The following is a 15130-nucleotide window of genomic DNA, read 5'->3' as shown; positions in this document are numbered from 1 at the left end:
CGTGCGCTCATTCCTGCGCGGGGCCGCGGTCACGGCGTTGGCCGTGGCAGCCGTCACCGCGGCCCTGGTCACCGGACCCGGTGCCGCCGCCGACTCCGCTCCGGTGGCCGGCCGATCCGGGACCGAGGTGGAGATACCGGGCCCCGAGCACGGCGGTTGGGCGGGATCGGGAACCATTCGTGTGCCGGTCGCCGGTCGCGGCACCTCCGTTTCGCGCCTGTCGCCCACCGAGAAGGCGGCGGACGGCGAAGTCACCAAGACGGTCGACAACGGCCCGACCGCGGACCGGCTCGACATCGTCGTCGTCGGTGACGGTTACACCGCCGCCGAACTGGGCCGTTTCCACGCCGACGCAAAGAAGAAGTGGGGCGAGCTGACAGGCATCGAGCCCTACACCACGTACCAGCACCTTTTCAACGTCTGGACCGTCGATGCCGTCTCCAACGAGTCGGGTGTCTCCGGGGATCCGGACAAGTCCGCAGTCAAGGACACGGCGCTCGGCTCGTACTTCTGGTGCGAGGACACCGAGCGGCTGCTCTGCATCGACCAGAACAAGGTCGACTCCTATGTGGCCAGAGCGCCCGAGGCCGACCTCGTGATCGTCCTCGCCAACAGCGCGAAATACGGCGGTGCCGGCTACAACGAACCCAGCGAGAGCCTCGGTTACGAGGGCATATCGACCGCCTCCGCCGGCAACGAACGCTCGGGGCAGGTCGCCATCCACGAGACCGGCCACTCGCTCGGCAAGCTCGCCGACGAGTACTTCTACCCCGGCTACCCGGGCTACGAGCGGTACACGGGCCCGGAGCCGGGCGAATCCAACATCTCCGTCCTGACGGCCGGCCGGATGGCCGCGCTGCGCGCCAAGTGGCATCGCTGGCTCGGCGAGAAGTCACCCGACGGCGGCACGGTCGGAACGTACGAGGGCGGCGGCTACTACGTCACCGGCCTGAACCGGCCAACCGACAACTCCCTGATGCGCGTACTGGACAAGCCCTTCAACCTGCCGGGTGTCGAGGCGATGATCGCCGGGTTCTACCGCCATGCGACGATCGCCACGGCCGCGACCCCCACCGAGCGCCCACTGGGCCGGCGGAGCACGGCCAAGGTCACTGTGCCCCGGCTGGTGGGGACGGGGGCGCGGCAGCCTACGGTCCGCTGGTATCTGGACGGCGAGGAACTGATCGTCTTCGCCGGGCGCACCGAAGTGCCCGTACGGGCACTGCCGCTGAGGCCCGGCCACCACCGTACGCACCGGTTGTCCGTCACCGTCACCGACCGCACGGCCGCGGTCCGCGATCCGGCGGTTGCCCAGGCCCTTCGTTCCTCGGTCACGTGGTCCGTCCGTCGCTGAGAGGGCGGCCGGCCGAGCCGTGACCGGCACTGCCGACGGCGAAGCGACGGCGGTACGACCGAACGCGTCCCCTCCGCCGTGCCGTTCAACGACGGAACCGCGGCGCGGCCTGCCCTTCCTCCTCGGCGGGTCCGGGGCGGTATCCGGCCTGGCGGCGCACGACGCGAGGCGCCCGATGGCCTCCTCCTGCCACCGGGCGCCTTCCCCCGTCACCCCACCACCCCCGCGTTCCCCGTCTGCGCTGTGGGTGGAAGTCGTCAGCCCCAGACGCTGGAGTAGTCGTACTGCCGGTCGTAACGCGGCGTCCACAGACTCGGGTACGGCTCCTGGATGCTGCCGCACGCCCTCAGCATCACAGCCGATCTGCGGCCGGTGTCGTGCAGGCACTTGCCGCTCGACGCCTCCACGATCTCCCAGTGGTTGTTGCCCTGGTCGACCCAGCGGAAGTACTGTCCCGGCCCCTGGCAGTAGCCCAGCACGATCGGTGTGTTGTCGGCCGTCGAGGCGTTCTGCGCGCCGACGCAGTACTGGCCGAACACACCGATATGGAACAGGCCGGGCGTGTTCGAGGGCATGAAGTAGAAGCGCTGGTGGAGCCGGCCCTTGCAGTCGAACCTCTGGATGACCGCGCCCGGGTGCTGCGACTCGCCGCGGACGTCCAGACACTGCCACGAGTACGAGGCCCTGATCTCGTAGATGGCGGCGTTCAGCGGTGTCGTCGTGTACCGAATCGGCGGGTCCGCGGCCTGCGCGGGCGTGGACAGCAGCAGCACAAGCACCGACATCAGGACGGCGACCGCCCCGCGGTGCATGATTCGAGCCACCTTGCCTCCTCTTTCTCCGATGGACGGGCGTCGCAGGCCGACGCGGTGGTCTGATGTCCCTGGCCGGCGCCCGCCGACCGCGTCCGCCGCGCCACCCGTGTATGCGGCGTACGTGACGCCATGAACGTAGCGAGACCCACAGCGCCGCTGTACCGCCTGTTCGGGCGGGTTGCGTGTCGGAGGCATGTCTGCGGAGGAGGCATGGGGTGACGATCGGCTCGGGGTTACAACGAGCGCAGGCATTCATGGTCCTGGCCACGCTGCTCTATCGCGGCAGCCATCTCCTGGTCGGCTTGGCCGCCCTCGTCCAGCACCAGCGGGACCGGCCCGTCTCCTGGGCCGTACTGGCCACGGCGGTCGGCTGCAGTGTGCTGGTGTACGGAAACGCCCGGCGCAACGGCTGGTTCGACCGGCGGTTCGTTGCCGCCGACGTGCTCGTGACCGGGTGCGTGCTCCCCTTCGTCGCCTATACCTGGGCGGGTGCCCAGCAGGCACCCTCGATCGCCTGGGTCATGCTGCTCGGGGGGTCGGCGAGCGCGGCGGCCGGCGTCGCGTTCGAACGATGGACGGCCATCGCCGCGGTGCTGCTGATCGCCGCCACACACATCGTCGGGTACCGCATGGTCCACGCCGGTGTCGCCGTGACCGTCGGGCACACCAATTCCGTGCTGTCCTCCGCCGTCATGACGGCGGTGTTCTGGTGGTACCTGCGGCGGCAGGGCAGGCTGCTCGACGCAGCCACCGAACAGGCGATGGCGGCCGAGGCACAACGCGCCCGGTACGCCGAGCGGATCGCCCACCACCGCGCCCTGCACGACACGGTGCTCGCGACCCTGACCACCATCGCGAGCGGAAGCATCGACGCCAACTCCGAACAGATCAAGCGGCGTTGTGCCCGGGAAGCCGCCTATCTGCGCCGACTGATCGAGCAGCATGCCGACGAGGAGCCCAACCCGGAGGTCGGCGCGGCTCTGGAGAGCGCCGTACGGTCCGCCGAAGACCTGGATCTCAAGGTCACCGCGCAGTACCACGACCTGCCCACCGTTCCGCCCGGGGTCGCGGTGGCGCTCGGCGATGCCGTCAGAGAGGCGCTCAACAACGTGGTGAAACACGCCGGCACCGGGCGTGCCTATCTCACCGCCACCGGGAGCGACGGCCACCTCGTGGTCACCGTCGTCGACCGCGGAGTCGGTTTCGACCCCGCCCGCTCCGGGAGCGGCGGGTTCGGTTTGCGCGGCTCCGTACACGCCCGGATGCGCGAGATAGGCGGCGCGGCCGACGTCGACAGCGCGCCCGGTGAGGGCGCCCGCGTCGAACTGCGCTGGCCCGGATGATCACCGTCGCCGTGGTCGACGACGACCGGATGCTGCTCGACGGACTGCGTTCCTGGCTCGGCTCGGTACCCCGGATCCGGGTGGTGGCTGCGGTGGCCACCGTCGATGAGCTGCTCACCGGCTTGTCCTCGGCGCCGGACGGCCCCGGGCCCCGGAAGGCGCCGGGCTCCGCCGACGTCGTACTACTCGACCTGCTGCTCAAGGACGGGTCCCGGCCCGACACGAACATCCGCCGGCTGCGCGCGGCCGGGAGCCGGGTGCTGATCATCAGCACCGTGGCGGACCGTCCCCGTATCGTCTCCGCCGTGGCGGCGGGAGCCGACGGCTATCTCACCAAGGATCACGACCTGGAGACCCTGGTGAACGCCGTGGAGGAGGTGGCCGCGGGCGGCACGGCGCACTCTCCGGAGCTCGCCTTCGCCTGGGCCCACGACCCCGGCCCGACGCGACCGCAACTGTCGCCCAAGGAGCTGGAAGTCCTCCTCGGCTACGCGTCGGGCCTCACCCTCAAGACCACCGCCAGGCGCGCCGGCATCAGCCCTCACACGGCCAAGTACTACCTGGACCGTGTGAAGGACAAGTACCAGCAGGCGGGCCGCCCCTCCTACACAAAGATCGACCTGTCGCTGAGGGTCCGCGAGGACGGCCTCGAACCCGCCGACTGACCGGGCCTCACCGGCCGCCGCTGCCCTACGGCTGGGCCGGCTTGCCCGCCGTGAAGATCCACGTGTGGAACAGCTCGTCGAGATCCATGCCGGACTGACGCTCCGACAGGCGGATGAACTGCGCGGTGGTTCCGTGTCCTTCGCGGTTCACGGTCGCCCACGCGCGCAGGATGCGGAAGAACGTCCTGTCGCCGACCGCCTGGCGCAGCTTGTGCAGGGCCATGGCGCCGCGTGCGTAGACGGGCTCCTCGAAGATGTGCGCCCCGCTGCCCGGGTCGGCGGGCGGGAACGCCCACAGCTCACTGTCCGCGGGGCTGGCATACAGGGCGTCGAAGGTCTGCTGGGCGCTCTTGCCGCCGTGCTGCTCCTCGTAGAGCCACTCGGCGTACGTCGCGAAGCCTTCGTTGAGCCAGATGTCCTTCCACGTGGTGATCGATACGGAGTCCCCGAACCACTGGTGGGCGCTCTCATGGACCAGGGTGCTCAGGTCCGGGGCGCGGTCGTAGACGGGACGTGACTGCGTCTCCAGCGCGTATCCGACGTTCGGTGCGCGGTCCACGATGGCTCCGGCGGCCTTGAAGGGGTAGGGGCCGAACAGCTCGCTCTCCCACTCCAGGACCGACGGAAGCTGCTTGAGCACGGGCGCTGCGGCTGCCGCCTCGCGGGGGTCGACGGCGTTGTAGACCTTGAGGCCGCCCGGCGCGGTGTACTGCTCGACCTTGAAGTTTCCGACCGTGGCCGTGGCGAGGTAGGCGGCCATCGGTTCGGGCTGATGCCAGCGGAACGTCGTACGTCCCTTCGCCGTCTTCTGCCCGCGGAAGACGCCGTTGGCGACGGCGGTGCGACCCTGCGGGACGGTGATCGTGAAGTCGTAGGCGGACTTGTCCTTGGGGTGGTTGTTCGCGGGGAACCAGGTCATGGCGCCCTGTGGCTCCCCGGCCACGAACGCGCCGTCGTCGGTGGGGATCCACCCGTCCAGCGAGCCGTCCGGGTCGGTGACCGGCCCCGGAGTTCCGGAGTAGGTGACGGTGGTACGGAACTCCTGGTCCTTGCGCAGGGGCTGCTTCGGGGTGACCTCGAGCTCCTGGCCGGCGCGGCGGAAGGTCGCCTTCGCGTGGCCGACCGTGATGCTGGTGACCTTCAGCCCCTTCAGGTCGAGGTTGAAGCGCGTCAGTCGCTGGGTGGCGCTCGCCGTGATGACGGCCCGTCCGTCGAGGTGACGGGTCTTCGGGTCGTAGCCGAGGGTGAGGTCGTAGTGGTGGACGTGGTAGCCGCCGTTGCCCGCGAGAGGGAAGTAGGGGTCGCCCACCCCCGCCGAACCCACCGTGCTCGCCGCGGCGGGGCCGGCGGCGGTGGCGAGCAGACCCACGACGGCGAGGGGAAGGCCCGCCGCGACAACGGCGCCTCGTCGGCGGACGGCCGAGGGCTGGGCGGGCTGCTGAGGTGGCGTCACAGGAACTCCTCCGGGCTCGGTTGTGATCATCGGGCCAGCCTAAGGCGCTGCGCGCCCCGGAACTCCCCGCAACAGGTCAAGTCACGCGCAGTTGCCCCGCGTACGGCCTATCGGCGCGCACATCCCGGCGTGCGAGGCGCCCGCCGGGGTGCGTCTCGCGGCAGGATGGCCTCATGGTCAAGAAGTGTGAGAATCCCATGAGGTCCGCCGGGACCACGAAGTACACGTCGTTTCTCTCCCTCTGTTCGAAGGACTCCGTGCTCTCGATCGGTTCGGTGGGGTCGGTGCTCTCCATCGGATCCGTCGGCTCCGCGCTGTCGGTCGGCTCGGTCGGCAGCGTTCTGTCGGTCGGCTCGATCGGATCTGCCCAGTCGCTGCTGTCGGCGGGGTCGTGGATGAGCACGGGTTCCCTGCTGTCCGCCCGCTCACGGTGGTCGGCATTCTCCTGGCGCTCGTCCGGCGGTTTTCTGACCGCGGCCACGGCGGCTGTCGTCCTGGGCGCCGCGGTCACCGGAGCGGTGCGCCTGTCCGAGAAGTGACCGGTGACGATCGGCTCCAGGTCCTGGGGAGTGGGTGGAGGGCGGCACAGGCACCAGCCCGCACACCGCCGCCCGGCTGGTGTCTGCGCCGCGGACGCTGTCCCCGTGCCGCCCGGAAGAAGGCCCTACCCGACAGCTCCGCGCCCGTCCACCATCGCCCGGCCCAGCGGTGTGAGGTGGTGCAGTACGGCCGTTCCGGCACGTCTGCTGACCATCAGCCCCGCCTCGCGCAGCACCTTGGCGTGGTAGCTCGCCGTTCCCGTGCTCACTCCCGTTCTCCGCGCCAGCTCGGTCGTGGTGCGGCTCACGGCTGAAACCCGCAGGATCGACGCACGCGTGCGTCCGAGCAGCGTGTCCAACGGCTCCTCGGGACCGACGGCTTCCCCGGGAGACCGTTCCGCCGGGGCGCGGTCGCCGAGGGCCATCGGCAGAACCAGGACGGGCGGCAGCCCCGGGTCCCTGAGCACCGTGGGCACACGCCGGCAGAAGAAGGACGGCAGGACGAGGATGCCCCTGCCGCCGAGGTGTACATCGCGCTCGATACGGATGCCCGTGACCGTCAGCACCGGCTCGTCCCAGGACAGCGACGGATGCAGCGCCGCCAGCGCCGACCCCGGCGACGCGTGCGCGAACTGACGGACAAGGGCCGCCCGTTCAAGGTGGAAGCGCCGCTCGATACGGGGCCACAGCGGCTCCACGGCGATGTCGAAGTACTCCTTCGTGCCCACGGCGAGCCGCTCGATCGCCGTGTCGTTCCCTTCCCTCAGGCAGTGCGCGGTCCGAGGCAGGTGGCCTGTCGAACGTGCCAGCTCCGACAGGTCGTGATGCACCCGGGACGGCGGTGTCCCCAGCAGGGCGTCGATGGCCGCGTCCACGGAGCCTTCGCCCGCGGTGGGCGTCAGGAAGTCGGGCGAGTAACCGGTCGGTGGCGCGAGCCGAACCACCTCACGGGCACGGGGCGTCAGCTGCTCCCGGACGGTCCCACGCCAATGGCCGAATACTGACGCGCTGTCCGCCGTCTGGAGCAGGTGCATGCTCAGCAGCGACTCCCACAGGACGTCCGGTTCCTGGGCCAGTCTCACGCGTACCAAGTCGTCGTCGGTGAAGTGAAATCGCAATGGCATGGCGGACCCCTTGGAGCACTGCGCGATCATCCCCATGATGTCCGCCCGTACCCCTCGTCGAAAGACTGATCCAGCGGGCACCCGGTTGCCCGCGGGGTTCGGGCTTGGCGAAAACCCGAAGGTACGTACGAGGTCAACGGAGCTCCGCGTACGGGACGTTGACTCAGTCGGACAGCGTCTGCTCGGCCCAGATCGTCTTGCCCCGCCCTCCGTAGCGGGTGCCCCAGCTCTGGGTCAGCTGGGCCACGAGATACAGCCCGCGCCCGCCCTCGTCCGTCTCCCGGGCCCTCCTGACGTGCGGGGACGTGTTGCTGCCGTCGGAGACCTCGCAGATGAGGTTGCGGTCGCGGATGAGCCGCAGGGTGATCGGCTCGTCGCCGTGGCGGATCGCGTTCGTCACCAGTTCGCTGACGATCAGTTCGGTGGTGAACGCCTCGTTCTCCAGTCCCCATCGCGCGAGCTGCTGGTTCGTCACTTCTCGTGCGCGCGCCACCAGTTCCACATCCGCGGCGAAGGTCCAGGTCGCGTGCGAGTCCTCGGGCAGCCCGTGGGCGCGGGCCGCGAGCAGCGCCATGTCGTCGCGGTGGTGATCGGGAAGCAGGGAGCGCACCAGAGTGTCGCAGATGTCGTCCGGGGTCGCCGAGGACGGAATCGCCGACAGTGTCTCGCGCAGCAGCTCCATTCCCGCGCTGAGGTCCCGCTCCCGCGAGCGCACCAGACCGTCGGTGTACAGAACCAGCAGGTCCCCGTCGGCGAGCTCGACTTCGGCCGACTCGAAGACAACGCCGCCAAGGCCCAGGGGAGGGCCGTCCGGCAGATCGGTGAAGGTCACCTCGCCGTCCGCGGACAGCACCGCCGGCGGAGGGTGTCCGGCGCGCGCCATGACGCAGCGCCGGGTCAGCGGATCGTAGACCGCGTACAGGCAGGTGGCTCCCGTCGCGGCGCCCAGCTGCACGTCCTCGCTGCCGCGCTCGTCGAGGAACCGGTTCATCTGGTCGTCCAGATGCGTGAGCAGCTCGTCGGGCGGCAGACCGAGATCGGCGAGCGTACGTACGGCGGTCCGCAGACGGCCCATCGTGACCGCGGAGTGCAGGTCGTGGCCCACGACATCGCCCACTACCAGTGCCACCCGCGCACCGGACAGGGGGATGACGTCGAACCAGTCGCCGCCGAGGCTCGCGTGCCCGCTCGCGGGCAGGTAGCGGGAGGCGGCATCCACCGCCGTCGGCGAGGGGAACCGCTGCGGCAGCAGGCTGCGTTGAAGGGCCAGCGCGGTCGACCGCTCCCTGCCGTACCGTCGCGCGTTGTCGACGCACACGGCGGCCCTCGCCACGAACTCCCGGGCGAGCAGGACGTCATCGGTCTCGAACCGGCGGGGGTTGCGAAAGCGCACGAACACCGCTGTTCCCAGCGCGGCGCCCCTGGCGAACATGGGGACGAGCAGCCAGGAGTGGACCTCCAGCTCCTTCGCCAGCGCGGCCCGCTCCGGCGCGATCTCGGCGAGGGCGACACGCAGCTCGTCGCCGGTCAGCAGCACCGGCGCGCCGTGCGTGAGCGCGTCGGTGAACGGCGATCCGGGCACCGTCGCGAAGCTGTCGACCTCGCCCTCCGCCACGGCTCCCAGCCGTACCCCCTCGCGGAGCACGCTGCGGTGCGCGACCCGGCGCAGCAGCATCGCCTCGGGCGGCTGCCCACGTACCGGCTCATCGCCGCCGAACACACCGTCCAGCAGGTTGACATAGGCGAAGTCGGCGAAGCGCGGGACGGCGACATCGGCGAGCTCGCGCGCCGTCCGCGACAGGTCCAGAGTGCGGCCGATGCGCATACTCGCGTCGTTGACCAGCGCCAACCGCTCCCGGGACCGGGCCTGCTGGGTGACGTCGAACACCGTGTGAGCCAGCGCCATGACCTCACCGGACCGGTCCTTGAGCGGGAGGATCGACTCGGACCAGACGTACTCCCGAGGTGGGCCGCCCGGCACGATGTTGCCGACGACCTCCGTGTGGATCAGAGGCTGGCCGCTGTCCAGAACCTGGCGCTGCCTGGACTCGAAGGCATCCATGTCCATCATGCCGGGAGGGGCCATCTCGCGCATGGTGCGTCCGGCGAGCTCGCGGCCCCGGAAGCCCGTGACCCCGCGGTGCGACTGGTTCTGCGCGACGAACCGCAGTTCGGTGTCGAAGACGTCGATGAGGAAGGGTGAGTCGGTGAACAGCCCTCTCAGCAGGGCCCGGCCGAACTCGTAGGTCCTGATCGTGTCGGCGCGCGCGGCCTGGAACAGCCAGGGGCGCTCGCCGTTCGCCGATGCCAGAGGGCGGCCCCACAACTCGACGTCGACACGGTCACCGCTGCGGTGCCGCAGTGCCACCGGTCCGAGCCGTCCGGCCTCGTCGACCACCGACCGGCGGCCGAGGGACTCCGCGTCCTCGGGATTGAGGAGCAGGCCGTCCGCCGGTTGCCCGAGAACCTCCTCCGCCCGGTAGCCGAGCAGGTCCGCAGCCCCCTCGCTCCAGGCCACGATCTTGCCGCCGGCGACCAGGACGTCGGCCTCAGCCGCGGGCCCGGGCAGCTCGCCGGAGTCCGCGTGGAATCTGAGGTCGCGCATTCCGTCGCTCCTGCGCCTGGCTCGGTCGTGAGGGACAGCTGTATCAGTCACTAAATGTGACACTAGCTGTGAAATTAGCACAATATCCACTTTCTTCGTGAGGCTTCGTCCTGGGGGCGGCCTTGACCCGGGCGCTCTCGGTGAACGACGTGCGTTTGGCTGCAAACGCACCCCGGGCTCGCGCTCGGAAGGGCTCCGGGTGCGCTGGCGGCCGGGGGTGACGTTGCGACGTAGGCACCGAACGGTCCCGAGGCGGTCCCGAGGCGGATGCCGACCGGTTTCGGACAGATGCGGGAATCGCAGGCGCCTCCCTGGTTTCAGCTGCCGATCATCGGCGACCCGACACAGGACCGATGAACGCATGCGAATGGAGGAGGCCTCCCCGTGGAGTACGAGAACTGGCGTCAGGACGCGGCCTGCCGCGACGAGGACCCCGACCTGTTCTTTCCCATCGGAAGCACCGGCCCCGCCCTGCTCCAGGTCGCCGAAGCCAAGGCTGTCTGCCGCCGGTGCCCGGTCGTGGAGCGGTGCCTGGAATGGGCCATGGAGCACGGCCAGGACTCCGGTGTGTGGGGCGGACTCGACGAGAGCGAACGGCGGGCCCTCAAGCGCCGCACGACCCGGCTGCGCTCCCGCGCACGGAGCTCCCGTTGACGGCGGTCGCCCAGACGCCGGGCGGGAACAATTCGCGGCGGGCGCCCGTTGAGGGATATGTGGCTGCGGAGGGGACAGTGTCCCCGGGCCCACCTATAGCCCATGGGGAAGATCGTTCGGCTGAAGCCCCATGGAGCCCTTCGCCGAGAGGCGACCGCCCTCCGCCAGTCACCCTGTACGGCCCCGGCTGGTCTCCCCCGTCCAGCCGGGGCCTCTTCCTGCCGGCCGCTCCGCCCTTTGCCGGAGCTCCGGCTACGACCTCCGGCTACGAGCTGCGCACCGCCCGTTCCCAAATGCGCCGGGAGCCGTCGAGCGGATAGCGCACATCGCTCGGCGGGATGTCCCAGATCCGCGTGATCCGCGCTTCGAGGTCGAAGCGCGGCCACCCCGGGTCGCCGGTGGAGGCGAAGGCGGTCCACGACGTGCGGATGTGCTCGGAGAGGACCGCGAAATCGGCAGGCGGCGGAGAGCCGAGGAGCCGGGCTGCGTGCGGGCCCGCCGCTGCGCCGAAGGTGAGAGGCACGTCCAAGGTGTGACAGGCGCCGAGAGGCGGGCTCTGCCAGGCGAGGTCGTAGAGCCAGGTGCGGCCCCCGGCTGTGGCATGGGCCTCGGCCACCCAGGTCGTCGGCATCCGGAACAGGGCGTCGGACAGCAACACCGTGAACAAGTCGGCATTGGTGAGGCCGGGATACGCGCCGCGGTAGTCGGCGACCGCGCTGGCCGGGAGCCGCATGGAGGCGGCCACCGCCGAGAGGTCGACGGTCGGCAGGTTCATGGCGGCCGTGTACAGCCGGGCTTCGTCCTGAGTGAACCCGCAGACCAGATCCACGTCCCGGCCCGCTCCGCCGCGGAGCTGCTCCCACGGCGGTCCGGTCACGAGATCGCCGTCGATGACCGGGCCGAAGGCGCTCATGCCCGCCGCGGGCCCTTGGAGCGGTACGTCCTGGATCTGGAGGATCGCCTCGGGCGGCAGGGCGGCGAAGCCCTCCCATGTCGCCTCCACCCCGGCCTCGGCGGCCAGGACCCGGGTGACCTGCTCCGCGTCGGCGGTGGATACGAAGGCGTCGGGAATGCTCTGGGCGATCGCCCGCCGGAACAGGCCGCGCGCTGCCGGTGCCGAGGTCAGCAGGGCGGCCGAGGCGGCGCCCGCCGACTGGCCGAAGACGGTCACGTTGCCAGGATCCCCGCCGAAGGCGGCGACATTGCCCTGCACCCACTCCAGTGCGGCGATCTGGTCGTGCAGCCCGCGGTTGTCCGGCACCCCGGGCAGGTGCCCGAAGCCCTCGAACCCGAAGCGGTAGTCGAAGGTGACCACCACGACCCCGGAGCCGGCCAGACACACGCCGTCGAAGTCGGGCCGACCCGAGGACCCGTGCTTGAAACCGCCGCCGTAGATCCACACCATGACCGGCAGACCTGCCCCGCCGAGGTCGGGGGTCCACACATTGACCGTCAGGCAGTCCAGGCCGTCGTCGGGCCGCCAGACAGGCGGCGCCCCCGGCGCGGGCGCCAGCTGGGGAGGCGGCGTACCGAACGCCACGGCGTCCCTGACGCCGTCCCAGCCGGGTGCGGGCACGGGCGTCCGGAAGCGCAGAGGCCCGTCCGGAGCGGCGGCGAAGGGAATGCCCTTGAAGCTGGTGATGCCCTCGTGGGTCGTTCCGCGGACCATGCCCGCGGAGATCGCGACGACCGCATCCATCTTCTGCTCGATTCCTCGTCCGACCCGGACCGCTGTGTCGTGCCCGATCGTACGGCTGCGGTCGCGCGCTCCCGTGACACGGACGGCGAAGTCGGTTTCGCGTGTCCTGACCGGCCGGACTCCCGCCCAGACGCAGGGCGAGCCCCTGGCACGCTCCGCAGGACCAGTTGACGCGCTCGTCCGCCGCACTCCTCGCCCGCCGCTTCTCCGGCGGGCCGCAGCGGTCATGGCGCCTTCGAGACGACAAGTGCCTTGTGTTCCATGGGGAGCTCCGCGATCCGCTCGATGGCCAGGCCGGAGGAGTCGAGAAGTGATCGGAAGTCGTCGAGCGTGCGCTGACGACCGCCGTTCGTCATGAGCAGATGCAGGTCCCACAGGGCGGCGAGCGGGCCGGTGCCGTCGTCCATGGCGACGCGATCGAGCACGAGCAGCCGCGACTTCTCGGTCATGGCGGCACGCAGACCCCGCAGCAGACGTGTGCAGGAGTCGACATCCCAGCCGCCCAGCACCCTGGAGAGCAGATAGACGTCTCCGGTGGGCAGGGGGCCGCTGAACATGTCACGGCCGATGAGTTCGACGCGGTCGAGACCGGTGGCGTCGGCCAGGTAGGCGCGGGCGATCGGGATGGCATGGGGGAGGTCGACGAGTACGCCTGTCGACTCCGGGGCGGCAGCGAGCACCGTGGACAGCAGATGCCCGTTGCCGCCTCCGATGTCCACCACGCGTCGGCACCGGGAGAAGTCGAAGACGGAGGGGATGTCGTCGAAGACGAAGCCGCCGTCCTGCATGGCCCGTTGGAACCGGTCGGCCGTCTCCTGGTGGTCGGAGAGATACGCGTTGAGCGACTGGCCATGGGCTTCGGCGAAGCCGGGGGTGGCCGTGGTGAAGGCGTGCCAGGCCTGCCCCCAGGCCTGGTAGAACTCCTCGCCGTAGAGCAGGCACATCTCGCGCAGAGTGCCGGGGCGCTCCCGCAGCAGGTCACTTACCGGCGTGGTGCGGTAGCCGCCGTGGCCGTCGGAGTCGAACACGCCGAGCAGCACGAGCAGGCGCATCAGCCGTCGCACGATGTCCTCGTCGGTGCCTGTGGCCCGGGCGAGGTCTCCGCTGCTGCTGTGTCCGGACGCGACCAGGTCGGGAAGCCGGAGTCTGGCGGCGGCGTAGGTGGCCTGGGTGCGCCAGGCGCCGGTGATGAGGTCGATGGCGGTGCCGGCGGCCTGTGTGTCGACGGTCATGGTGGGTTCACTCCTGTTGTGGGGGTGGCGGAGCTCAGCGGGCGCAGGTGCTCGATCAGGGGCGGGAAAGGGTGCGGGTGCGGGTGCCGGTTCGGGCGGGTGGAAAGCCACGACGTGGGCTCCTTTCAAGGGGGTGACGGGGTCACGGCTGGAGGCGGATGGTCCGCCAGTCCTCGCCGGTACGGTCGTACCGGAGCCGCTCGTGCAGTCGTCCGGTGCCGTTCGCCCAGAACTCCACGTACTCCGGGACCAGTTCGAGCCCGATGTACGAGGGCGGGCGTGGCTGTGGGCCGGCGTCGGAGAGGCGTCCGGCGCGGGCCCGCAGCTCAGCCACGTCCGCCAGCGGAGCGCTCTGCCGCGAGGCCACGGTCATCGCGTGGGTGAAGGCCGGGCGGGCTGCCCACAGGGCGCCCGTCTCGGTGTCGGACAGCCGCCGCACGAGGCCGCCCGTGCTGATCTGCCGGCTGGTCTCCCGCCAGTAGAGCAGTCCCGAAGCCCAGGGATTCCGGCGCAGTTCGCGCCCTTTGCGGCTGTCGTCATGGGTGGCGAAGACCAGGCCCGTGTCCCTGACCTGGTTCAGGGCGACGGTCCGGGTCGAGGGACGCCCTTCGTCGTCGGCGGTGGCGAGTGCCATCGCCCGCGGCTCGCGGACACCGAGCTCGACGGCGCAGTCCAGCCAGTGCCGCAGCAGCGGGATCGGATCGGCCGGCGGAGCCGCGTACTCGGGGAAGGGGAGGTCGCAGGACCCGGTGAGGGTCTCCGAAGAGCCCGCTCCCGGGCGTATGCCGGCGCGTGCGTGCGTGCGCTCAGACATGGATCGTCCCGTGTGCCACGGTCACGCCCTCGCCGCCCACTTCGACGGCGGTGATCCGGTCTCCGTATCCGTCGGCTCGGGCGAGCATCCGGGAGGGACGGCCCATCTCGACGCCTTGAAGGATCTCGATTGATTCGCCGTGACAGGTCAGTCCGTGCCGGGCGAGGTGGACCGCGAGGGAGCCCGCCGCCGAGCCGGTGGCCGGATCCTCCCGTACCCCGTATGCAGGCGAGAACATCCGGTTCCGCCAGTGCGTACCGAAACCGGCGAAACAGTTGGCGGCCATGTCGTCGAATGCCGCGAGGCCGTCGTGGTCCGGCGCGACCTCTGCCAGGGCCGCCACATTCCCGAGACCGACGAAGACATGCCGGGGCCCGTTGCGGTAGATCTCCACGGGCAGGGTGGACTTCTCCACGCCCAGCGCGTCGAGAAGCTCGGCGGTCCGGTCGAACGGCTTCCAGGTGGGCAGCGGTTGCCGCATACGGGCCGCGACCACCCTGCCGTCCTTCCGGTCGAGTTCGACGGGGATCGTTCCCATGGCGGTCTCCAGGCTCAGCCTGTCTCCCGTCGTGAACGGGCCGAGGGCGACAGCGGCACCAAGCACCGGATGGCCGGCGAAGGGCAGTTCCCTGACGGGCGTGAAGATACGGACGCGGGCGTCGCCGCCGCTGCGGGCAGGCAGCACGAAGGTGACTTCCGAGAGGTTCATCTCCCCGGCGATGCGCTGCATCCGCTCGGCGGGTAGGTCGGCACAGTCGAAGAAGACGGCCACGGGATTGCCCTCAAGGGGCTTCCCGGCGAATGCGTCGATGACGACATAGGAGTGCATGGGT

Annotated in this window: 13 protein-coding genes; 5 read left to right on the top strand and 8 right to left on the bottom strand. The window is 70.5% G+C overall.

Features of this window, described 5'->3' with window-relative positions:
* The first annotated feature begins 1 nt into the window (after position 1).
* Positions 2 to 1354 carry a M64 family metallopeptidase gene (locus OG293_RS02430; protein ID WP_405997075.1) on the top strand — a complete coding sequence of 451 codons (1353 nt, stop codon included), beginning with the start codon at positions 2 to 4 and terminating at the stop codon, positions 1352 to 1354.
* A gap of 257 nt (positions 1355 to 1611) precedes the next feature.
* Here OG293_RS02430 and OG293_RS02425 read toward each other — a convergent pair whose 3' ends face one another.
* Positions 1612 to 2178 (bottom strand): RICIN domain-containing protein, encoded by a 567-nt coding sequence (locus OG293_RS02425; protein ID WP_405997074.1) that lies wholly within the window; start codon positions 2176 to 2178, stop codon positions 1612 to 1614.
* Positions 2179 to 2384: 206 nt separating this feature from the next.
* On the opposite strand from OG293_RS02425, the gene OG293_RS02420 reads away from it, so the two are divergent.
* A complete protein-coding gene (locus OG293_RS02420) occupies positions 2385 to 3512 on the top strand; it encodes a sensor histidine kinase (protein WP_405997073.1) in 1128 nt (375 codons plus the stop codon).
* On the top strand, positions 3509 to 4177 hold the full coding sequence (locus tag OG293_RS02415) for a response regulator (RefSeq protein WP_405997072.1): 669 nt from the start codon (positions 3509 to 3511) through the stop codon (positions 4175 to 4177). The genes OG293_RS02420 and OG293_RS02415 overlap by 4 nt, the downstream gene beginning before the upstream one ends.
* Before the next feature lie 25 nt (positions 4178 to 4202).
* On the opposite strand, the gene OG293_RS02410 is transcribed toward OG293_RS02415, so the two are convergent.
* Complete coding sequence (locus OG293_RS02410) at positions 4203 to 5660, bottom strand: M1 family metallopeptidase (RefSeq protein WP_405997071.1); 1458 nt, start codon at positions 5658 to 5660, stop codon at positions 4203 to 4205.
* A 143-nt stretch (positions 5661 to 5803) separates the two neighbouring features.
* On the opposite strand from OG293_RS02410, the gene OG293_RS02405 reads away from it, so the two are divergent.
* A complete protein-coding gene (locus tag OG293_RS02405) occupies positions 5804 to 6169 on the top strand; it encodes a hypothetical protein (protein ID WP_405997070.1) in 366 nt (121 codons plus the stop codon).
* A gap of 125 nt (positions 6170 to 6294) precedes the next feature.
* Here the strand turns inward: OG293_RS02405 and OG293_RS02400 are convergent, their stop codons facing one another.
* Complete coding sequence (locus OG293_RS02400; RefSeq protein WP_405997069.1) at positions 6295 to 7293, bottom strand: winged helix-turn-helix domain-containing protein; 999 nt, start codon at positions 7291 to 7293, stop codon at positions 6295 to 6297.
* Positions 7294 to 7456: 163 nt separating this feature from the next.
* Positions 7457 to 9898: a SpoIIE family protein phosphatase gene (locus OG293_RS02395; protein WP_405997068.1), complete on the bottom strand. Its 2442-nt coding sequence runs from the start codon at positions 9896 to 9898 to the stop codon at positions 7457 to 7459.
* Positions 9899 to 10282: 384 nt separating this feature from the next.
* Here OG293_RS02395 and OG293_RS02390 point away from each other — a divergent pair, with 384 nt between their 5' ends.
* Positions 10283 to 10552 (top strand): WhiB family transcriptional regulator, encoded by a 270-nt coding sequence (locus tag OG293_RS02390; protein WP_405997067.1) that lies wholly within the window; start codon positions 10283 to 10285, stop codon positions 10550 to 10552.
* 265 nt (positions 10553 to 10817) lie between these two features.
* On the opposite strand, the gene OG293_RS02385 is transcribed toward OG293_RS02390, so the two are convergent.
* The 4 genes from OG293_RS02385 to OG293_RS02370 all read right to left on the bottom strand — a co-directional run bounded on the left by OG293_RS02385 (position 10818) and on the right by OG293_RS02370 (position 15126).
* Positions 10818 to 12251 (bottom strand): carboxylesterase/lipase family protein, encoded by a 1434-nt coding sequence (locus OG293_RS02385; protein ID WP_405997066.1) that lies wholly within the window; start codon positions 12249 to 12251, stop codon positions 10818 to 10820.
* A 224-nt stretch (positions 12252 to 12475) separates the two neighbouring features.
* Entirely contained in the window at positions 12476 to 13483 is a 1008-nt protein-coding gene (locus OG293_RS02380) for a methyltransferase (RefSeq protein ID WP_405997065.1), read from the bottom strand.
* A 142-nt stretch (positions 13484 to 13625) separates the two neighbouring features.
* A complete protein-coding gene (gene phzG, locus OG293_RS02375; RefSeq protein WP_405997064.1) occupies positions 13626 to 14297 on the bottom strand; it encodes a phenazine biosynthesis FMN-dependent oxidase PhzG in 672 nt (223 codons plus the stop codon).
* On the bottom strand, positions 14290 to 15126 hold the full coding sequence (locus tag OG293_RS02370; protein ID WP_405997063.1) for a PhzF family phenazine biosynthesis protein: 837 nt from the start codon (positions 15124 to 15126) through the stop codon (positions 14290 to 14292). Before OG293_RS02370 ends, phzG begins: the two co-directional genes overlap by 8 nt.
* Positions 15127 to 15130 lie beyond the last annotated feature (4 nt).

The sequence above is a fragment of the Streptomyces sp. NBC_00829 genome, from assembly GCF_045161795.1.
Classification (GTDB): Bacteria; Actinomycetota; Actinomycetes; order Streptomycetales; family Streptomycetaceae; genus Streptomyces.
This window is presented reverse-complemented; position numbering and strand designations above follow the sequence as displayed.